The 20,176-nt window shown below is 59.1% G+C and carries 19 protein-coding genes; 16 read left to right on the plus strand and 3 right to left on the minus strand.

Annotated elements, in window-relative coordinates; all coding sequences use genetic code 11:
* Nucleotides 1-35: 35 nt before the first annotated feature.
* The 10 genes from pqqB (at nt 36) to CFT65_RS05275 (ending at nt 10,301) form a co-directional block, all read left to right on the plus strand.
* The gene (pqqB, locus tag CFT65_RS05230) at nt 36-965 is read left to right on the plus strand and encodes a pyrroloquinoline quinone biosynthesis protein PqqB (RefSeq protein ID WP_088826935.1); all 930 of its coding nucleotides are present in this window, start codon (nt 36-38) and stop codon (nt 963-965) included.
* Nucleotides 962-1,717 carry a pyrroloquinoline-quinone synthase PqqC gene (gene pqqC, locus CFT65_RS05235; protein WP_088826936.1) on the plus strand — a complete coding sequence of 252 codons (756 nt, stop codon included), beginning with the start codon at nt 962-964 and terminating at the stop codon, nt 1,715-1,717. Before pqqB ends, pqqC begins: the two co-directional genes overlap by 4 nt.
* Nucleotides 1,717-1,992, plus strand: coding sequence for a pyrroloquinoline quinone biosynthesis peptide chaperone PqqD (pqqD, locus tag CFT65_RS05240; protein WP_088826937.1), 276 nt, complete (start codon nt 1,717-1,719; stop codon nt 1,990-1,992). Before pqqC ends, pqqD begins: the two co-directional genes overlap by 1 nt.
* On the plus strand, nt 1,989-3,125 hold the full coding sequence (gene pqqE, locus CFT65_RS05245) for a pyrroloquinoline quinone biosynthesis protein PqqE (RefSeq protein WP_088826938.1): 1,137 nt from the start codon (nt 1,989-1,991) through the stop codon (nt 3,123-3,125). The genes pqqD and pqqE overlap by 4 nt, the downstream gene beginning before the upstream one ends.
* Entirely contained in the window at nt 3,091-5,013 is a 1,923-nt protein-coding gene (locus CFT65_RS05250; RefSeq protein ID WP_228705783.1) for an alpha/beta hydrolase family protein, read from the plus strand. Before pqqE ends, CFT65_RS05250 begins: the two co-directional genes overlap by 35 nt.
* Before the next feature lie 44 nt (nt 5,014-5,057).
* Nucleotides 5,058-6,221 (plus strand): alcohol dehydrogenase-like regulatory protein ErcA, encoded by a 1,164-nt coding sequence (ercA, locus tag CFT65_RS05255; protein ID WP_088826939.1) that lies wholly within the window; start codon nt 5,058-5,060, stop codon nt 6,219-6,221.
* A complete protein-coding gene (locus CFT65_RS05260) occupies nt 6,205-7,971 on the plus strand; it encodes a NahK/ErcS family hybrid sensor histidine kinase/response regulator (RefSeq protein WP_088826940.1) in 1,767 nt (588 codons plus the stop codon). The genes ercA and CFT65_RS05260 overlap by 17 nt, the downstream gene beginning before the upstream one ends.
* Nucleotides 7,972-8,062: 91 nt before the next feature.
* Nucleotides 8,063-8,347 carry a hypothetical protein gene (locus tag CFT65_RS05265; protein WP_088826941.1) on the plus strand — a complete coding sequence of 95 codons (285 nt, stop codon included), beginning with the start codon at nt 8,063-8,065 and terminating at the stop codon, nt 8,345-8,347.
* 67 nt (nt 8,348-8,414) lie between these two features.
* Complete coding sequence (locus tag CFT65_RS05270; RefSeq protein ID WP_088826942.1) at nt 8,415-9,791, plus strand: class II fumarate hydratase; 1,377 nt, start codon at nt 8,415-8,417, stop codon at nt 9,789-9,791.
* 27 nt (nt 9,792-9,818) lie between these two features.
* A complete protein-coding gene (locus CFT65_RS05275; protein WP_088826943.1) occupies nt 9,819-10,301 on the plus strand; it encodes a CDP-archaeol synthase in 483 nt (160 codons plus the stop codon).
* Here the strand turns inward: CFT65_RS05275 and CFT65_RS05280 are convergent.
* On the minus strand, nt 10,298-11,272 hold the full coding sequence (locus CFT65_RS05280) for a metallophosphoesterase (RefSeq protein ID WP_088826944.1): 975 nt from the start codon (nt 11,270-11,272) through the stop codon (nt 10,298-10,300). The genes CFT65_RS05275 and CFT65_RS05280 overlap by 4 nt on opposite strands.
* Nucleotides 11,273-11,437: 165 nt before the next feature.
* Here CFT65_RS05280 and chrA point away from each other — a divergent pair, with 165 nt between their 5' ends.
* From chrA to CFT65_RS05300, 4 genes are all read left to right on the plus strand, one after another.
* On the plus strand, nt 11,438-12,619 hold the full coding sequence (gene chrA / locus CFT65_RS05285; protein WP_088826945.1) for a chromate efflux transporter: 1,182 nt from the start codon (nt 11,438-11,440) through the stop codon (nt 12,617-12,619).
* Nucleotides 12,620-12,731: 112 nt separating this feature from the next.
* Entirely contained in the window at nt 12,732-13,385 is a 654-nt protein-coding gene (msrA, locus tag CFT65_RS05290) for a peptide-methionine (S)-S-oxide reductase MsrA (RefSeq protein ID WP_088826946.1), read from the plus strand.
* An 11-nt stretch (nt 13,386-13,396) separates the two neighbouring features.
* Nucleotides 13,397-13,822: a peptide-methionine (R)-S-oxide reductase MsrB gene (gene msrB / locus CFT65_RS05295; RefSeq protein WP_088826947.1), complete on the plus strand. Its 426-nt coding sequence runs from the start codon at nt 13,397-13,399 to the stop codon at nt 13,820-13,822.
* Between the two features lie 113 nt (nt 13,823-13,935).
* On the plus strand, nt 13,936-14,685 hold the full coding sequence (locus CFT65_RS05300) for a lysophospholipid acyltransferase family protein (RefSeq protein WP_416376648.1): 750 nt from the start codon (nt 13,936-13,938) through the stop codon (nt 14,683-14,685).
* Between the two features lie 26 nt (nt 14,686-14,711).
* Here the strand turns inward: CFT65_RS05300 and CFT65_RS05305 are convergent, their stop codons facing one another.
* Both CFT65_RS05305 and nhaD read right to left on the minus strand, forming a co-directional pair.
* Nucleotides 14,712-15,695 carry a calcium/sodium antiporter gene (locus tag CFT65_RS05305; RefSeq protein WP_172408423.1) on the minus strand — a complete coding sequence of 328 codons (984 nt, stop codon included), beginning with the start codon at nt 15,693-15,695 and terminating at the stop codon, nt 14,712-14,714.
* Nucleotides 15,696-15,704: 9 nt separating this feature from the next.
* A complete protein-coding gene (nhaD, locus tag CFT65_RS05310; RefSeq protein WP_088826949.1) occupies nt 15,705-16,955 on the minus strand; it encodes a sodium:proton antiporter NhaD in 1,251 nt (416 codons plus the stop codon).
* A gap of 324 nt (nt 16,956-17,279) precedes the next feature.
* Here nhaD and mqo point away from each other — a divergent pair, with 324 nt between their 5' ends.
* Both mqo and CFT65_RS05320 read left to right on the plus strand, forming a co-directional pair.
* Nucleotides 17,280-18,761 carry a malate dehydrogenase (quinone) gene (gene mqo, locus CFT65_RS05315; RefSeq protein WP_088826950.1) on the plus strand — a complete coding sequence of 494 codons (1,482 nt, stop codon included), beginning with the start codon at nt 17,280-17,282 and terminating at the stop codon, nt 18,759-18,761.
* Between the two features lie 156 nt (nt 18,762-18,917).
* Entirely contained in the window at nt 18,918-20,150 is a 1,233-nt protein-coding gene (locus CFT65_RS05320; protein WP_088826951.1) for an ATP-grasp domain-containing protein, read from the plus strand.
* Nucleotides 20,151-20,176 lie beyond the last annotated feature (26 nt).

A 20,176-nucleotide genomic window follows, 5' to 3' on the forward strand; every position in this document is an offset into this window, starting at 1 on the left:
TCGAGCTGGCCGTTTTGCTTGTGGAGTGACCCACCATGTTGATTCACGTTCTGGGCTCCGCCGCCGGCGGTGGCTTTCCCCAGTGGAACTGTAACTGTGCCAACTGCGACGGCTTCCGCAAGGGCACCCTGAATGCCCGGGCCCGTACCCAGTCTTCCATCGCCATCAGTGAAGACGGCGAGCACTGGATCCTGTTCAACGCGTCCCCGGATATTCGCGCCCAGCTGGCTTCTTTCGAAGCGATGCAGCCGGCCCGTGCTCTGCGGGATACCGGTATTGATGCCATTGTGCTGATGGACAGCCAGGTGGACCACACCACTGGCTTGTTGTCCCTGCGCGAGGGACTGCCGATGGACGTCTGGTGTACCGAGCAGGTTCATGAAGATCTGAGTGGTGGTTTTCCGCTGTTCACCATGCTCAAGCACTGGAACGGTGGTCTGAACTGGCAGCGTATCGAGGCGTCCGAGCAGACGCCCTTTTCCATTCCCTGCGCACCGTCCATCGAGCTGACCGCCATTCCGCTGCTGAGCAACGCACCCCCGTATTCACCGCGCCGGGACAACCCGCACCCGGGCGATAACATTGGCCTGTTCCTGAAAGACACCCGCACCGGTCAGACAGCCCTCTATGCCCCGGGCCTCGGCGAGCCGGACGACCGAATTCTCGGCTGGATGCGCCAGGCCGACGTGCTGATGGTGGACGGGACCGTCTGGCACGACGACGAGATGATCCGCCAGGAAGTGGGCACCAAGACTGGCCAGGCCATGGGCCATCTGGCCCAGAGCGGCCCGGGTGGCATGATCGAGGTGCTCGACGCCATGCCGGCCCAGCGTAAGATCCTGATACACATCAACAACACCAACCCGATCCTGAACGAGGACTCCCCGGAGCAGGCGGAGCTGACCCGCCACGGCATTGAGGTGTCCTGGGATGGAATGCACATCGACCTGTCGGGGCAGCCATGAACGCCAAAGCCAACACAGCTATGAACCGGACGGATTTCGAGCAGGCCCTGCGCGCCAAGGGCCAGTACTACCACATCCACCACCCTTACCATAAAGCCATGTACGGCGGGCAGTGCACGCCCGAACAAATCCGTGGCTGGGTGGCCAACCGATACTACTACCAGATCAAGATTCCCCAGAAAGACTCCGCCATCATGGCCAACTGCCCGGACGCCGGTGTGCGCCGGCTCTGGCTGCAGCGGATTCTGGATCACGATGGCCACGACGGGGATGTCGGAGGCATCGAAGCCTGGCTGTCCCTGGCCGAAGCCGTGGGCCTGAGCCGGGACGAAGTGATCGACCAGCGCCACGTGCTGCCGGGGGTTCGCTTTGCCGTGGACGCCTACCTGAACTTTGCCCGCCGGGCGACCTGGCAGGAGGCGGCCTGTTCGTCCCTGACCGAACTGTTCGCCCCGGAAATCCACCAGTCCCGACTGGACAGCTGGCCCGCCCACTATCCCTGGATTGAAGAGAATGGCTACAGCTACTTCCGCAAGCGTCTGTCCGAAGCCAGAAGAGACGTGGAACATGGCCTGACCATTACCCTGGACCACTTCACCACCGAGGCGCAGCAGACCCGGGCCCTGGAGATCCTTCAGTTCAAGCTGGACATCCTCTGGACCATGCTGGATGCCATGACGATGGCCTACGGCCACCGCACTCCGCCGTACCACACCGTGACCGACGAGCAGGTCTGGCACCGGGGGCTGTAATGGAGGTGGGTATGAATGAGGTGCCGCGTTTTCGCCGGGGGTTCCGGTTCCAGTGGGAGCCGGCCCAGGAAAGTTACGTGCTGCTTTACCCCGAGGGCATGGTAAAGCTCAACGGCAGTGCCGGTGCGATTCTCAATGAGGTGGATGGCCAGCGTACTGTGGCCGACATCGTCGCCAGCCTGGAGCGGCAGTTCCCCGAAGCCGGCCCTCTTGGCAAGGACGTCAGCGAATTTTTGCAGGACGCCCGTCACCAACACTGGATTGAACTGTCATGAGCACGACTAACCCCCACAACGCCGGGCCGCCCCTGTGGCTGTTGGCGGAGCTTACGTATCGCTGCCCGCTGCAGTGCCCCTATTGCTCCAACCCGCTGGACTTTGCGCAGACCCAACAGGAACTGAGCACCGAGGAGTGGGTGAGTGTGCTTCGACAGGGCCGCAAGATGGGGGCGGCGCAACTGGGCTTTTCCGGCGGCGAGCCCCTGGTCCGCCAGGACCTGGCGGAGCTGATCGCCGAGGCGCGGCACCTGGGGTATTACACCAACCTGATTACCTCAGGGCTGGGCCTGACGGAGGCCAAGGTGGATGCTTTTGCCGAGGCGGGGCTGGATCATATCCAGGTGAGCTTTCAGGCTTCCGATCCGGAACTGAACAACGCCGTGGCCGGCTCCCGCAAGGCCTTTGACCAGAAGCTGGCCATGGCCCGGGCGGTGAAGGAAGCCGGCTATCCGATGGTGCTCAACTTTGTGATCCACCGTCACAACATCCACCAGATGAACGACATCATGGATTTGTGCGAGCGCCTGGGAGCCGATTACGTCGAACTGGCCACCTGCCAGTATTACGGTTGGGCCTTTGAAAACCGCGAAGGGCTGATGCCCTCGAAAGCCCAGCTGGTGCGGGCGGAACAGGAAGTGAACCAGTACCGTGAACGGCTGCAGGCATCTGGTTCGGCCATGAAGTTGATCTTTGTGACGCCGGATTACTACGAAGAGCGCCCGAAAGCGTGTATGAACGGCTGGGGTAACCTTTTCCTGACCGTAGCTCCGGATGGCACTGCACTGCCTTGCCACAGCGCGCGGCTCCTGCCGATCGATTTTCCGAATGTCCGAGACATGGATCTTCAAAACATCTGGTACGACAGCCCGGGGTTCAACCACTACCGTGGCGACAGCTGGATGCCGGAGCCTTGCCGTTCCTGCGATGAGAAGGAAAAAGACTTTGGCGGCTGTCGCTGTCAGGCCTATCTTTTGACCGGAAATGCCGATAATGCAGATCCAGTATGCAGCAAATCGTCGTATCATGATCGAATCCTGGCAGCGAGGAAAGCTGCCGATCATGCCACGGCCGGCCTGACTGAACTGGTTTATCGAAATGCGGACAATTCACGGCTTTTCTTCCGGGGTTAACAACTCCGCCATCGATCCTGCACTGGGCGGCCATCACCACGACAAAACGGTACTGAGTGCCTACGAGGCCTGCTCGGCTCATGTCCAGCGCGGGGAACTTGCGGTGTCCCCGGCGGGTGTGTTCTGGCTGGAGACGGATCCGGCACGCGGCTGCAATACGCTCTGGCACCTTTCCGATCAGGGGTCTGTTCGTCTTGGACCTGATGATCTTGGAATCCGCAGCCGGGTAAATGGATACGGTGGTGGCGCCCTGGCGGCTGCCGACAGCGGCGTGTTCGTGGTTGGCGAGGATCAACAGATACGGTTTGTCAGTCTGGCCGATGGCCAGTGCCACAGCCTGACCGATGACGCCGAGGCGGCCTATGGTGGGTTGGTCGCTGACGAGTCCCGTCAACGGGTGCTCGCGGTACGGGAAGCAGAGGGCAAGCAGCAGCTGGTTGCCGTCTCCATGCAGGGTGAACGTGCGGTGCTTCATTCCGGCCTGGATTTTTACAGCTCGCCGGCGGTCTCTGCCGACGGCAAGCAGGTGGCCTGGACCAGCTGGCAGCTTCCGGATATGCCCTGGTTGCGTACCCGGCTGTGGACCGCAAATGTCTCTGAAGATGGATTGCTGGATCAATGCCGGGAATGGCCAACACCTTCTGAGGCGTCGGTACAACAGCCGGTGTTCGATGGCAACCAGCTCTGGGTTTTGTCAGACCACGAAGGTTGGTGGCAACCCTGGCATATCGAAAATTCGGGCGGGGGCGCATGGCACGCCATTGATTCGCCAGCCCGGGATCATGCCAATGCCCCCTGGCAGTTGGGCGAATCCCACCACTGCCCAACAGGCAGGGGCGGTTGGGCCCGGGTTCGTTATTGTAATGGCACGGGTGAACTCTGGCTCAGCTCCGGCCAAACCGGTGAAACAATCCGGGTTGCCCGGGATTTTGGCGACTTCCGTTGTCTCCAGTCGGCTGGCGAGCATCTCTACTGCATCGGCCGTGCATCCAGCCGCCTCGACGCCGTCCTCGAGATTGATCTCGAGACCGGACAGGCCCGCACCATTGCCGGGGGCGAGGAGGCCATGCCAGAGGCGAGGGCGGCACTGCCGCTTGATATCGAGATTCCAGCCCTGAACCCGGGCGAAGCTTCTATCCATGGGTTTTTCTACACGCCCAAGCTGGCCACGCCAGACGTCCCTCCACTGATTCTGATTGCTCATGGAGGGCCGACGTCGGCGGCCTATCCGGTGTTCAATCCCCAGGTTCAGTACTGGTGTCAGCGGGGATTCGCCGTCGCTGAAATCAACTATCGAGGCAGCACCGGCTTTGGTCGTGAGTTCCGCCTGGCCCTGGAAGGGCGGTGGGGTGAAGTGGATGTCGCGGATATGGAACGGGCGGCAGACCACCTGGCCTCCTTCGGCCTGGCTGATGGCAGCAGGGTGTTTATCCAGGGTCGCAGTTCCGGGGGTTACACGGCCCTGATGGCGATGATCCGAAGCCAGCGTTTTACCGCCGGTGCCAGCATGTTCGGCGTGACGGATCCCATGCGCTTACGGGCCATGACCCATCGCTTTGAGTCCGGTTATCTGGATTGGCTGCTGGGCTCGCCAGAAAAGCACCCGAAGCGGTGGCGGGAGAGAACGCCGTTGTTTCACGCCGAACGTATCACCGCGCCAATGATCTTTTTCCAGGGCGGAAAGGACCGGGTTGTGGTGCCTGAGCAGACCCGGGCAATGACCGAGGCCATGAAAGCCGCTGGCCGGGCGCCGGAGCTGCATTGGTTTGAAGACGAGGGGCATGGTTTTCGCCGTCAGGCCAATCAGGCCGGCATGCTCGAATGGATGTTCAGCTTCTACCGAAAGCATAGCCAAAAGGCCGATGATCAGGCGGAGAACTTGAGTTAAACTCTCGACTATTCCTATAACAAAAAACAGTCGAGTGCAGTCTGATGAGTCACGATATATCCAGCTTGCGAAAGTTTGTCTCACCGGAAATCGTGTTTGGTGCCGGCTCCCGGAAGTCCGTGGCCAACTTCGCCAGTAATTTCGGTGCCCGTCATGTCTTCCTGGTGTCTGATCCCGGCGTGGCGGCTGCCGGTTGGGTCAATGAGATCGTGACGCTGCTGACCGATGCGGGGATCCGCTCAACCGTATACACCGGCGTATCACCCAATCCCAAGGTGGATGAGGTGATGACCGGGGCTGAACTCTATAAATCCAATGAATGTGATGTCATTGTCGCCATCGGTGGCGGCAGCCCCATGGACTGCGCCAAAGGCATCGGTATCGTAGTCATTCACGGTCGCAGCATCCTGGAGTTTGAGGGCGTCGACACCATCACCAGCCCGTCACCGCCCCTGATTCTGATTCCGACCACGGCGGGTACCTCGGCGGATGTTTCCCAGTTCGCGATCATTTCCGACCCCAACCGCCGGTTCAAATTCTCGATCATCAGCAAGGCCGTAGTGCCGGATGTGTCCCTAATCGATCCGGAAGTCACCGAGACCATGGATGCCTACCTCACCGCCTGCACCGGGGTGGATGCCCTGGTGCATGCCATCGAGGCCTATGTGTCGACTGGCAGCGGCCCGCTGACAGATACCCATGCGCTGGAGGCAATCCGGTTAATCAACCGGAATCTCGAGCCGTTGGTGGACAACATGGCAGATCCCTATCTCCGGGAGCAGATCATGCTGGCCTCCATGCAGGCGGGACTGGCCTTCTCCAATGCCATCCTCGGGGCTGTACACGCCATGTCCCATAGCCTGGGTGGCTTCCTGGATTTGCCTCATGGTCTGTGCAATGCGTTGCTACTGGAGCACGTGGTGGCATACAACTTCCAGTCTGCCGAAGACCGTTTCCGCCGGGTCGCCGAGGCTATGGATATTGATACCCGTGGTATGGCCAAGGCGGAAATCAAGAAGCGGCTGATGAATCGTATTGTGGAGCTCAAGCGTCGGGTCGGTCTGGAGGCGCGTCTTGCCCAGCTGGGTGTTTCGGTGTCCGATATTCCCCACCTGTCCGGCTTTGCGTTGCAGGATCCCTGCATTCTCACCAACCCCCGGAAGTCGTCGCTGCGGGATGTCCAGGTTGTCTATGAAGAAGCCCTCTGAGATCAAGGATGGCGAACAGGACAGTAGCTACGGAATTGGCGATCTTCTCGGGCTGGGCAGCCAGTCCGTCCGCAAGAACTATTACCCGGCTCTGCAGGAACGTATTGACGAGCTGGAGCAGGAACGCAACCGCTACAAGTGGCTGTTTGAGAATGCCCTGCACGGTATCTTCCAGGCCAACCTGAGGGGCGGTTTTCTGGCCTGCAACCCGGCCATGGCGAGAATCTGCGGTTACGATAGCCCCGAGGCGCTCACGGAAAAGGTCATCCGCCTCCGTGAACAGTTGTTCTGCAGTTCCAGTGAATTCGATGCCATACGTCAGGAGCTTCTCGACGAGGGCAGCCTGAGTGCCCGGGAAACCCGTTTCCAGCGCGCTGATCGCACGCCGGTCCACGTTGCTGTCACGCTGCTGCGGCGCCCGGACCTCGGACCGGAAGTGGTGGAAGCCTTCGTTGCCGACATTACGGAACGAGTGTTGGCCCGGCAGAAGCTGGAGCAGTTGAACGCCACCCTCGAGCGGCGCGTGGAAGAGAGGACCGAAGCACTGCAGAATGCCAATGTGGGCCTGCGCTACCAGATTGAGAAGCGCGAGAAGGTTGAGGGCGAGCTCTTTGTTGCCATGGAGGCTGCCAAAGAGGCCAACCGCAGCAAGGATAAATATCTCGCGGCGGCCAGCCATGACCTGCTTCAGCCCCTGAATGCAGCCCGGCTTATGATTTCCGCGCTTCAGGACAGCACGCTGCCGGAACAGGAAACCCGCATGGTGCACCAGGTACATCGGGCTCTGGAGGGCGCCGAAGACCTGCTGGCGGACCTGCTGGATATCTCCAAGCTTGATCAGCAGGCAATGAAGCCTGATCTGGTTTATACCGATGTGGCCGCCCTGGCCAGATCCCTCGGGGAGGAGTTCGAGGCCGTTGCTAGCAATGCTGGCCTTGGGTTCCGGGTCCGGACCATTCCTGCGATGGTACGAACAGATCAGCGCATGCTGACCCGTATCCTCCGAAATTTGCTCAGCAATGCCTTCCGGTACACCCGCAAGGGCGGTGTTGTCATGGCTTTGAGATCGCGCGGCGACCGTCTGCGGATTGAAGTCTGGGACACCGGTGTTGGCATTGAGGAAGACAAGCTCCGGGACATTTTCACCGAGTTTCATCAGCTGTTGCCACAGGGCACCGGCGGGCGGCAGGGCGTGGGCCTGGGGCTGGCCATTGTGGAACGGATGGTCCGGGTGCTGGGATACGACATTGATGTGGCCTCACGGCCCGGTCGTGGTTCCCGCTTCGTGCTGACCCTTCCGCTCGAACCCGCTCAGGCCAGACCGGATCTGGCTCGCGCAGATTCGCTCCAGAATTTCGCCGACGACTTTGACGGTGTGCCGGTGCTGGTGATCGACAACGAACCGGCGGTTCTGGAGAGCATGCAGTTGCTGCTGGAGCGTTGGGGCTGTGAAGTGCTCACAGCCGCCAGCAAGGCAGAGGCCGTAGAGACTCTGGAGCAATCCGGCCAGATACCCGCCATTATCCTTGCGGACTATCACCTGAACAACGAGCGAACCGGTTACGATGCAGTTCACGGGGTTCGCCGCTACCTTGGCCGGGACATTCCCGCCGCCATCATTACCGCAGATCGCAGCGACGATACCCGCAAGATACTGCGCGCCCAGTACCTGCCAATACTGAACAAGCCGGTGAAACCGAACCGGCTCAGGGCCCTGATGACCAGCTTGCTGACTTCTGCGTCGGCCTGACGTTTCTTCCCCTATTCAGCCTCTGCAACCTGATACATGAATTGCAGGTCGGTACTACACTTACCACAGGCTCATCGAAAGGGAGATAACCATGACAGTTCCTGAGAATGGTCTGACGAATCACGAAGTAACCATCTGCCTGGTAGGCGGCGCCGTACTGGGCCCGTTCAATGCGACCTGGAGCAAGGATTCCGGGGGTGATGTGCGTGAACTGGTTCGCGAGTACGATGCGTTTCTGCAGGGTGAAAAACAGCAACGTTACAAGTTTCACCTGCACGACACCTACACCAACACCGTTCATACCCTGATCCTCAATTTTGAACAGGTTACGGGCATCTGCGACCATGTCCGGCTCAGATCGCAGGGCGGCGCTTGAGCCATGGCCGGGCCCGGGGCGTACACGCCACAAAGCCCTACGTGCAAATGGACGGACAGGAGGGAATATGAGCGAATTCAGAACGGAAACCGACAGCCTCGGGGACGTCCAGGTACCTGCTGATGCGCTCTGGGGCGCGCAAACCCAGCGTGCGGTGGAAAACTTCCCGGTCAGTGGCCAGCCGATGCCCCAGGCGTTTATTGCCGCCGTTGCCCAGATCAAGCGAGCAGCGGCCGAAGCCAATACCAGTCTGGGACTGCTGGACAACGATCTGCGGGATGCGATTTCCCAGGCTTGCGAAGACCTGGTGAAGGGCGAGTCCGCGGATCAGTTTCCGGTGGACCGTTACCAGACCGGCTCCGGCACCAGCACCAACATGAATGTGAACGAGGTGATTGCCAGTATCGCCCGTAACGCCGGCTTCGAGGTGCACCCGAACGATCACGTGAACATGAGCCAGAGCTCCAACGACGTGATTCCGACGGCCATCCACGTGAGTGCCGTGATTGCAGCCAAGGAAAAACTTCTGCCGGCGCTGTCGCATCTCTGCGGTGTGATCTACGAACAGGAGGCGGCGTTTTCCAGCCAGGTAAAAACCGGTCGCACCCACCTGATGGATGCCATGCCGGTGACCCTCGGCCAGGAACTGAAGACCTGGCGAGAGCAGCTACTGGCGGTGGAAAAACGGGTAGAAGCCGCCGCTGATGAGCTTTTGGCCGTACCCCAAGGCGGTACGGCGGTGGGTACCGGAATTAATGCGCTACCGGAATTTTCCGGCCAGTTCGTCAAGTTCCTGCGCGCCAACACGGGCTATCCGTTTACCTCTCTCGATCACAAATTCACCGGCCAGAGTGCGGTGGATGCTCCGGTGGCGCTGTCCGCGCAATTGCGGGGTGCGGCCATTGTTCTGACCAAGATCGCCAATGACCTGCGCTGGATGAACAGTGGTCCGATTCATGGCCTGGCTGAAATCAGTCTTCCGGCATTGCAGCCGGGGAGCAGCATCATGCCGGGCAAGGTCAATCCGGTTATCCCGGAATCCGTTGCTATGGTCGGCGCCCAGGTGATGGGGCTGGACAGCGCGGTAGCTATCGCTGGTCAGTCCGGCAATTTCCAGCTCAACGTCATGCTCCCGCTGGTGGGCGGTAACCTGCTGGACATGACCGATTTGCTGTCCAATGCGGCCATTATGCTGGCGGATAAAGCGATCAAGGATTTCACGGCCAATGCCGACAATCTGAACGCCGGTGTGGGCAAGAATCCGGTGCTGGTAACCGCGCTGAATCCGGAAATCGGTTACAGCCTGGCGGCAGACATCGCCAAGGAGGCGTATAAAACGGGGCGGCCAGTCATCGATGTGGCGGAAGAGCGCAGTGGCCTGAGCCGCGAACGGCTTGAGGAGTTGATGGACCCGCTCAAGCTGACCCGGGGCGGTATCGCCTGATCGGTCGTTTCACAGGGGCGCAAACGCTTGCTGATCATCCTGGAGCTGTTTGTGATGCTAGTGCTGGCCAACGGTACGCCGATGGTTGCTGCCGGGCTGCTGAAAAACCGCTGGTCGGCGCCGGTGGACGGCGGGATATTGTGGTCCGATGGCCGTCCCGTATTTGGTGAAAGCAAAACCTGGCGGGGTGTTGTATCCGGTGCACTGGCCTGCGGGCTCTTTGCCCTGGTGACCGGGCTGGGATTCGTTTTCGGGCTTCTGTTCGGACTGCTGGGGCTGGGAGGAGATCTTCTGAGCAGCTTCATCAAGCGTCGAATGGGATTGGCATCGAGTGCCCGGGCTGTCGGGCTGGATCAGATCCCCGAAGCACTCCTGCCTATGCTGCTGGCGATGTGGTGGCTACCGGTGAGCCTGTGGGTGGTGTTGATTGTGGTGGTTGTTTTCACTCTGTCTAACATTTTTGGTTCACCGCTGCTCTACCGTCTCGGGATCCGTCGGCAGCCCCATTAATCCGGTCTGCGGGTCAGCGTGTGAAGCGTTACTTCCGGCGGACAGTTCAGCCGAACGTTAACGACAGAAGTGCCCGAGCCGGGTGAAGTGTAGCCCTGCATGCCGTTCATCCGCCAGTAGCCTCGCCCGAGCGTTCGCGGGCAGTCAGAGTCGAGAGTCACCGGTATACCGCCCGGCAGGCAGATCTGGCCGCCGTGTGTGTGGCCGCAGAGAAAGACGTCGTAGCCGGCATGGGCAGCCTCGCGCCAGATCTCCGGCGTATGGCTGAGCAGGATGCTGGTGCCTCCCGCCGGGATCTTGTCCCCCGCCTGATGCAGGTTGTGGACCCTGAAGAAGTGGGCATCGTCTACGCCTGCCAGATACAGTGTCTGACCATCGCGTTCAATGGGCGCCATTTCATTCATCAGCAGCTGGTAACCCATGTCCTCCAACGCCGGTACCATGCGAACGCTGTCGTGGTTACCGAGCACCGCGTAAGGCTTGCCTTTTATGCCATCCCGTAGCCGCGCCATGCCGTCCAGGGCGCCTTCGATCGGGCCCCAGGTCAGTTTCCGGTAATCGCCGGTTAACACGCACAAGTCGTAATCCAGTGGTTCTATCTGGCGCAACACCGCCTGCAGGTTCGCTTCGTCCATGTCCACGTGCAGATCGGTCAGGTGCAGAATGCGAAAGCCCTCAAAGGCTTCCGGCAGGCCGGGAACGTTGAAACGATTATCGGCGGTGCTCAGGCGCCGGCTGTTGCTCTGGCCCCGGCCCCAGAGGCCGACCATGCGCAGGCAGGTACGGATAAAGCCGGGCGCCGTGGCCCAATTTTCCAGATGGAAGGAGCTGTGATCCTGCCCGAATACCTTCGCTTCAGCTTCCCGTTCAATGCCGAGCCTCTGGCGGGCGTGAACAGGGCCGAGCCTCAGACTCAGGCGGTATTCCAGGAGCTCATCCTGGTTTTCCGGTGTGCGAGCCCTTGCCGTCATTTTTCTTCCCTTGTATGCCGAGCCGGGCATGGCCGATGTGCAACGTGGCAAACCCTGTCTCACATTATGGATGGCCCTCGAAGGTATGCAACCAAAACGACATAATGTTCATGTTTGATGACGCACTGACATGAGAACCGTTCGACAATCAGACTCAGGGGATTTATGGCTGCATCACCAGGCGACGAAGAACTGTCTTCTTGGCAGATTTTCCTGTTGTTCCTCTGGCTAGGGCTGACCTCTTTCGGCGGGCCGGCAGCCCACCTTGGATTTTTTCACGATGAATTCGTGAAGCGTCGGCGGTGGCTCTCAGACAGTGCCTTCGGAGAGGTGGTGGCCCTTTGCCAGTTGCTGCCTGGGCCGGCCTCCAGCCAGGTGGGCCTGACCATCGGGTTTCTCCGTGGCCATTACCGGGGTGCATTCGCGGCGTGGTTGGGTTTTACCCTGCCATCGGCGCTGATCATGATTGCTTTTGCGTTGGGATTGAGTGCCTGGCCCGAGGCCGGCAGTGGCGGCTGGATACACGGCCTCAAGCTGTTTGTTGTGGCGGTGGTGGCTCAGGCGGTCTGGCAGATGGGAAGAACCCTGTGCCCGGACCGGCCCCGAATTGCTATGGCTTTGCTGGTTGCCGTGAGCCTGCTAGTGATGGGCGAAACCTGGATGCAGATACTGGCCCTGGCCATTGCCGGCGCTGTCGGTTCCTTTCTGGGGCTGGGGAGCGGTGCGGCATCTGAACCGCTGCGTGTGCCGCTGCAATCCCGTAAACCTGCGCTTTTTGCCGTGACCTTTGTGGCCCTGCTTCTGCTTTCATTTCTGCCTCGGGCGACGGGCAGTATTGGCTGGATCGGTGCTGAATTGTACCGGGCCGGTGCCCTGGTGTTTGGCGGTGGGCACGTTGTGCTTCCCTGGTTGCAGGAAGGCTTTGTGGCCTCGGGTGCCATGCCGGCGGACACCTTCCTGGCAGGGTATGGTGTTGCCCAGGCTATGCCGGGGCCGCTGTTTTCTTTTTCAGGATTTCTGGGTGGTTCGCAGGCCGGTGCTATCGGCGGTGTGATCGCTGTAATGGCGGTATTCCTGCCGGGAACCCTGCTGGTATTCGCTGGTCTCCCACTATGGAGCTGGCTTCGCGAGCATCGCCGGGCCCGGTCGGCTTTGGCGGGTGTCAATGCGGGGGTGGTGGGGCTGCTGCTCGCGGCCCTCTATGACCCGGTATGGACGTCGGCGGTCCATAGCGCAGTAGACCTGGGGCTGGTATTGATTCTTTGGCTGTGTCTGGCCGTATGGCGGGTTCCGGTGTGGTTGCTGGCGCCCCTGAGCGCGCTGGGCGGGGTGATCCTGCTGCCCTGACCAACGTACATATAAGCTGGCATACGCGAGCGGGCACACGGGTTGGCAAATCCGCAGGTTTCCAGCCACAATCGGGCCGTTACACTCAGATAACTAGAACGCAGAGGTCACCATGACGACATCATGCAGTATCCCGGGTCTCAACGTTCCCCGCAGCCGTTTCCCCGATCCCGAGCAGGATCTGCCAGCGGCGGGGGGTGAACAGCGGGTTGTGCTGGCCGGCGGCTGTTTCTGGTGTGTCGAGGCGGTTTTCCTGGCCATTAATGGGGTAAGCAGCGTTGAGTCGGGGTACGCCGGCGGTCACGCCAGTTCCGCCAATTATGAAGCTGTATGCTCAGGTACTACAGGTCACGCCGAAGTTGTGGATGTCCACTATGATCCAGCCAAGGTGAGCTTTGGCGAGCTGCTAAAGGTGTTCTTCTCGGTTGCTCATGATCCCACTCAGCTGAATCGCCAGGGCAATGACCGGGGTACCCAGTATCGCTCTGCCGTGTTTTATGAGACTGCGGAGCAGCGGCGGGTGGCTGAGTCGTACATCCACCAGCTCAATCAGGCCGAGGTATATCCGGATCCGATTGTGACCACGCTGGAGCCGCTCGAGGCGTTTTACCCGGCTGAGGCGTATCACCAGAATTTTGCCGCCCGGAACCCCTACCAGCCATACATCATGGCCGTGGCTGCGCCGAAAATGGAAAAACTCGTAGACAGTTATCCTGATCGCTTGAAGCCGGAATTCACAGACAACGACGCAGGCAGCACCGCCTGAGGAGGCAGACTATGGGAGTTTCCGCTGCAGGTTATGACCTGACACCACTGAGTGAAGCACAGGTTGAGGAGAAAGCTGCCGACCTGACATCGGAAGAACGGCGTGTTCTGCTTGATCACGGCACGGAGCATCCGTTCTGCGGAACCCTGCTGGATAACAAGAAGGCCGGGGTCTACCACTGTCGGCTTTGCGATCTGCCGCTGTTCAGCTCGGATTCGAAGTTCGACTCGGGAACGGGCTGGCCAAGCTTCTTCCAGCCTTTCGATCCGGAACACATCCGGTACATCGAGGATACTAGCTTGGGCATGACCCGTACCGAAATACGCTGTCCCCGTTGCGACAGCCACCTGGGCCATGTCTTTCCGGACGGCCCCCCGCCAACCGGGCAGCGCTACTGTCTGAACTCGGTAGCCATGGTGTTTCAGGAAAACGCCTGATCGGGTGACCGTCTTCCTCGGGCTCCTTTCCCGCCGCTATAATGCGTCCATCGCGGTGACGCGTTAACTTGCCGATAATCAGGGTCTGGAGCCTCCAATTGATTAAACTGAACATGAGCCCTCTAACGGAGTCGGCGACGCTGCTCCGCAGGGCTGGCGTTGTCCTTGGCAGTGTAGGGTTGACCGCACTCTTCTCCCTGCTGGTTTTGCTGAGAGCGCTCTTTGGCAGGCTGAACCGGCCCATCGTTGATCAATACTGTCGTGAGTGGTCCGCATCGCTGTTACGGTTGGTTCGTGCCAGCCTGACTGTGCGCGGGCATGTGCCGGATTTTGGCGATGGTCGGCGCTACATCATCATGTGCACCCATGCCAGCCACTATGACATCCCGGTCACCTTTGTGTCGTTGCCGGGCTCGATTCGTATGCTGGCGAAAAAGGAGTTGTTCAGTATTCCTCTGCTGGGACAGGCCATGCGTGCCGCAGAATTCCCCTCAGTGGACCGATCCAATAGGCAACGTGCGGTCAGAGACCTGGAGAAGGCCCGGGCGATGATGGAAAGCGGAATCGTGCTCTGGGCCGCGCCCGAAGGGACCCGTTCACCGGACGGTAAGCTTTTGCCATTCAAGAAAGGCTGTTTTCACCTGGCGCTGGATACCGAGGCGGTGATTGTGCCCGTGGCCGTGCGGGGCATCCACCAGGTGTTGCCGGCCCGGACCTGGCAAATCAACCTGGGCCAGCCGGTGGACGTCCGGGTGGGCGAGCCGCTGGAAACGGTCGGCAAGACCAAAGCCGACCTTGATGAGGTGATGACCGAGGTGCGCTCAAGGTTGACCGAGTTATTGGGAGACGGTGAAGCCGGTTAATACCGGCTTCACGCAGGCACGGCAGATTACGCGGTGCTGGCGGCTACCACTGTAGACAGCAGGTAGCCAGTGTAGGCCACGTATATCAGTACCAGTATGCCGCCATCTACCCGGCTCACCAGTTTGCGCCACCCGGTAAGGCCATAGCCCATCAAAAACAGGCCCACCGTTAACGCCAGCATCAGAGTCCAGTCCCGGTAAAGTACTTCTGGATCCACCGCGAGCGGTTCAATAACGGCCGCAAGGCCCACCACGGCCAGGGTATTGAAGATGCCCGATCCCAGAATGTTACCGAGAATAAGGTCGTGCTCGTTCTTTTTGACGGCTGCCAGTGCGGAGGCAAGCTCCGGCAGGGAGGTGCCAATGGCAACGATGGTCAGGCCGATGACCAGATCGCTGACCCCAAGGCTCTGGGCAATGGTAACAGCGCCCCACACCAGCAAGCGGGAGCTGACAACCAGCAGTATCAGACCAATCACCAGCCAGATAATGGCGATTTTCAGGGGCATTGGGTGGGCGATGATTTCGGCGTCGGCATCACCGGCCAGTGGGTCTGCCTTGCCCCTGAGACCCTGATAGATCGACCAGCCCATAACCGCAGCGAAGACAGCGAGTAGTACCCAGCCGTCCAGGCGCGAGAGTTGCCCGTCCAACAGTTGAACCCCGGCAATCAGGGTGAGTCCAATGAGCAGCGGCAGTTCCTTGCGGATGACCTGAGAGTGCACGGCGATGGGCGCGATAACGGCTGTCAGGCCAACAATCAGCGCAATGTTGGTAATGTTCGAGCCGTACCCGTTACCAAGGGCCAGTCCGGGGTTGCCGTCCGAAGCGGCCATGGCAGACACCGCCAGTTCCGGGGCTGAGGTGCCGAAACCGATAATCACCATGCCGATCAGCAGGGTGGGCATGCCCAGATGTTTGGCGGTCGCCGCAGCGCCCTCCACAAATTTGTCGGCACTCCAGACCAGTAGTACCAGGCCGGCGATGATTGCGCCAAATGCCATGAGCATAGAAAGACCTCAGTGAATGAAACGTCCGAGCATGAAAACCCCGGCATAGCCAAGGGTGTAGGCCACCAGAAGGTGTGCAAGATACCGCATATAGGCCGCAAAGGTCAGCCCCGGGATTTTGCTCATCGCAACGATGCCGGCGGCTGAACCTATCACAAGAAGCGATCCGCCCACGCCCACCGCGTAGGTCAGCCCCATCCATTCGCCGGGGCTCATATCGATGCCGGCTTTCAGCAGTGCTGCCGTCAGCGGCACGTTATCGATCACGGCCGAGAAGATACCCATCAGGTAATTGGCATAGAGCGGCGGCAGGATATCGTAAACGGCTACCAGCGAATCCAGCGCGTGAATCTCCTTGAGCATGCCCACCAGCAGCAGGATCCCCAGAAAGAACAGCAGGGTCTCAAACTCGATGATACGGATGTATTCGAGAATCGGGTCCAGATCGGAGTCGTCGCTCATGAAGCGCGAAACCAGGAACATGATGGACAAGCCGAACAAAAAGGTCAGAACCGGTGGAATTCCGAACAGGGCATTGCCGGCAATGGTGCTCAGGATTGTTAACAAAAACAGTCCGCTGATGACCGCGTCCACCCGTCGCACCGGGGTGTTGTTGGAGCGCAGTGTCACGGTTCCTGTGAGCCCTCGCGAGAGGAAAACTGCAAGGATGAAAACCGTAATCGAGGCCGGGATCGCCAGGGTCAGCAGGGTCAGTATTTCCACCTTTTCTGCCAGGAAAATCATCAAGGTAGTAACGTCGCCGGTGATCAGGGAAACGCCACCTGAGTTGACCGCAAACACCACCAGAGTGATGAACTGAATACGCTTTTTCAGCTCCAGATCCAGCGACAGAATCAGTGAGCATGAGACTAAAGTGGCGGTGATATTGTCTGCTAAAGAGGAGAAAATGAAACAAAAAAGACCGGTCAGGAATAGTAGCCGTCGCTCGCTTACCTGTTTCGGCATGATCAGGTAAATCACGTTTTCGATCATACCTTTCTTGTTCAGGTAGGCGACAAAGGTCATGGCTGCGACAAGAAACAGCCATAGTCCCGCGATTTCGGCAATGCTTTCGGAAAGGCCGGCGGAAATGGCAGACGTTTCATCGGCGTTATCACTGAACAGGAAGAGCAGCATCCAGCTCATGGTGCCAAAGAACAGCGTTACCTTGGCCTTGTTAATGTGGATGATCTCTTCAAATATGACGCCCAACAGCGCCAGAACCGCGAGAATAATCAGAAACGCATCAAGGGCAGACATTGGGGAAATCCCGTCCTGGTTTGTCAAAATGGAGGCCTGAGCCGGCCAGACAGATCATGCGGGCGGATTTTAGACCTTTGACCCGTAGCAAACCACTGTTCGTAAGTGCACGTACCGGCAACTGAAATCAGCGAAAGCCTGATATAGGCGCAACGATTGACAATCGCAATTTATTATCCCGGCGAAAATCGGGATAATTGCGCGCACATTCAGACCGGAAGCAGACGGCGGCGCCGTTTACCTCGCGCCCGACCGGCTTTCGACAGGCCTCCTTGCTGATCGTGAGGGGGTGAAAAGGCTCAACACTAGCTAGGGTGAAAACCAATGGCCGTTAGACAGGCAGACGTAGTGCTGGTCGGAGGTGGCGTCATGAGCGCCACTCTCGGCGTGATGCTCAGGCAGCTTGATCCGTCCCTGGACATCGTCATGGTGGAGCGACTCGACCACGTTGCCCATGAGAGCACAGACGGATGGAATAACGCAGGTACCGGGCACGCCGGGTACTGTGAGCTTAACTACACTCCCGAAACCGACGATGGCGATGTGACCATCGATCGTGCCCTGCAGATCAACGCCCAGTTTGAGGTGTCCCTGCAGCTCTGGTCCTACCTGGTGGAGCAGGGCATCCTGCCAGAGCCATCCAGCTTTATTAACTGTACGCCGCACCAGAGTTTTGTCTGGGGCGAGAAAGATGTGGCCTTCCTCAAACGCCGCTACGAGCGCCTGAGCGCCCACCATCTGTTCCGCGACATGGAATACACCGAGTCCCCGAAGGATCTCGAAGAATGGATGCCCCTGATCGTCAATAACCGGGATCCGATGCAGCGGGTTGCCGCCACCCGGATCAAGCATGGGTCGGATGTCGATTTCGGTTCCCTGACCCGCAGCATGGTCAAGTGGCTGGAAACCCAGCCGAATTTCGAGCTGATGCTGAGCTCACCGGTGCATTACATCGACCAGCGGGATAATGGCCGCTGGAAGATCCGGGTCAAGAACCAGAAGACGGGCGAGCTGACCAAGCTGGAGACCGGCTTCGTGTTTCTCGGCGCCGGTGGTGGCGCTCTGCCGTTGCTGCAGAAGTCCGGGATTGAGGAAGCCCGCGGCTACGGTGGTTTCCCGGTCAGCGGTCAGTGGCTGGTGTGTGGCAAGCCGGACATCGTTCAGCAGCACGATTCCAAGGTCTACGGGAAGGCGCCGATCGGCGCGCCGCCAATGTCGGTACCACACCTGGATACCCGGATCATCAATGGCGAGCCGGCACTGCTGTTTGGTCCCTTTGCCGGTTTCACCACCCGCTTCCTCAAGCAGGGCTCTATCTTTGATCTGATTGGTTCGGTGAAGCCCACCAACCTGAAGCCAATGCTCTCGGTGAGCAAGAGCAACATGGACCTGACCCGTTATCTGATCGGAGAAGTGTTCCAGTCGCACAGTGACCGGGTGGCATCTTTGCGCAACTTCTTCCCGGACGCCATGGAAGAGGACTGGCAGCTGCGTATGGCCGGCCAGCGTGTGCAGATCATCAAGCAGATCGATGGCGGCGGTGGCAAGCTCGAGTTCGGCACTGAAATTGTGGCCGCCAAGGATGGAACACTGGCCGCGCTGCTCGGTGCTTCCCCGGGAGCATCCACTGCAGCCAATGCCATGATCAACGTCATCGAGCGTTGTTTCCCGGAGAAGATCAAGACTCCGGAGTGGCAGGAGCGCATGAAAGAGCTGATACCGTCCTATGGCCAATCGCTCGTTGAAGACGAAGCGCTTCTGACCAAAGTGCGTGAAAGGACCTTGTCGACCCTGAAATTGGGCTGATATTCCTAATCGATCTAAGAAAGTCTAAGGCACTGCGATTGCTGGATTCACTCCCGGCTGTCGCAGTGCTTTTTGCGTTTCGAACGGGTGCGAAATTTGCGATTTCACTGCTAATGCGTAGGGTTATAAGTCAACCCTTATGAAAGGAGAGAGCCTGTGAGTGAGCAAAAGTACAATCCTGAGAAAGGGTATATCGCGTTACTGGGCTGGAGCCTGAATGCGGTTGAAGCGGCCGACAAGTTCGATCGTAGGTATGTTGTAGTGGCACCGGATTGGGCGGAAGCCTACTGCGAAGAACACGACATTCCCTATGTGCCGTGGAATTTTGAGCGCCTGAACGACCGCTCGGTAGAGATTGCACAGACCCTCAAGGATATGGGCGTTGACGTAGCCATCCCGTTGTTTGAGGAAACTGTGGAGTGGGCGGGAGCCATCAACTCGGTGTTGATGAATAAGCCGCGTCTGTTTGGCCAGGCCATGCTCTTGCGCGACAAGGCTCTGATGAAGCGTCGCGCCCAGCTTGGTGGTATCCGCGTGGGCATTTTTGAGGAAGCCCACGACAAGGGCGACGTCATCCGGTTCCTGAAACGGGTGAACCAGACCCTGCTAAAACTGGATGGTGACCCCAATGACCCGATTCACCTCAAGGCATTCGACAAGGCCGGGTGCCTGGGTCACCGTGTTATCCGTACGCCCGACGAAGTCGATACTATCCCGGAAGAAGAGTTCCCGGTCCTGATGGAATCGCACCTTGATGGCTGGGAGTTTGCGGTCGAGGCCTGGATCCATAATGGCAAGATCGCCTTCCTGAATATCTCCGAGTATGTGACTCTGGGCTATTCGGTATTTGTGCCCGCGACACCGGATCTTGAGAAGTATCGTGACCAGATTCGCGGCGAAATCGAGAAGCTGATCAAGACCTTCGATATCGAATTCGGGTTTATTCACCCGGAGTACTTCGTGACCAGCGACCGGACCATGTACTTTGGCGAGGTGGCCTATCGTCCGCCTGGCTTCAAGGTGTTCGAGCTGCTTGAGCGTGCATACGGCTTCAACGCCTATCAGGGCATGATCCTCACTTTCGACCCGAAAACCACCGACGAAGAAGTGAAGGCCTTCTTCCCGAAGGAAGTGGTGGATGCGAAGGGTTATGCCGGTTGCTTCGGCGTCTATCCGCGCCGCCGGGTTGTCAGCAAGCTGGAAATCCCGGAAGAGACCGAAAACCACGAGTATTTCGAGTCTCACGAGCTGACTGCGCCGCTGGAAGAAACGGTTACCAAACGGACCGCTTTCGGTACCCATTGGGGCCTGGTGTATTTCTTCGGTGAAGACCCTTACGTCATGCGGGACCTCCTGAAACATCAGGAAGACCTCGATTTCTATGTATAATCAGGAGAAGCATTAACAACAAACGG

Source organism: Marinobacter sp. es.048 (genome assembly GCF_900188435.1).
Lineage (GTDB): Bacteria > Pseudomonadota > Gammaproteobacteria > Pseudomonadales > Oleiphilaceae > Marinobacter.